The sequence below is a fragment of the Vibrio sp. HI00D65 genome (assembly GCF_001635455.1).
Classification (GTDB): domain Bacteria; phylum Pseudomonadota; class Gammaproteobacteria; order Enterobacterales; family Vibrionaceae; genus Vibrio.
Genome location: NZ_LWEH01000395.1, coordinates 1 through 280 on the forward strand (window position 1 = coordinate 1; position 280 = coordinate 280).

The 280-nt window shown below is 47.1% G+C and carries 1 pseudogene; it reads left to right on the forward strand.

Going from position 1 to position 280, the window contains the following annotated elements:
- Positions 1 to 280 (forward strand): annotated as a pseudogene (locus A3712_RS21490) (ArsJ-associated glyceraldehyde-3-phosphate dehydrogenase); the annotation flags it as partial.

Below are 280 nucleotides of genomic sequence, written 5' to 3' on the forward strand. Positions count from 1 at the left end.
CTGAAGGCGATGAGATGATCATCAATGGTCAACGCATCAAAACCACTAAAGAGTGTGACATCGACGCGATCGATTGGTCTGGTTGTGATGTTGTGATCGAAGCGACAGGTGTTCACCGTAAGACTTCTTTCCTAAACACATACCTAGAGCAAGGCGTGAAGCGCGTTGTAGTTTCTGCACCTGTTAAAGAAGAAGGCATCGCAAACATCGTGGTTGGTGTTAACGACAACATCTTCGACCCAGCAGTACACAAAATCGTAACGGCAGCGTCTTGTACCAC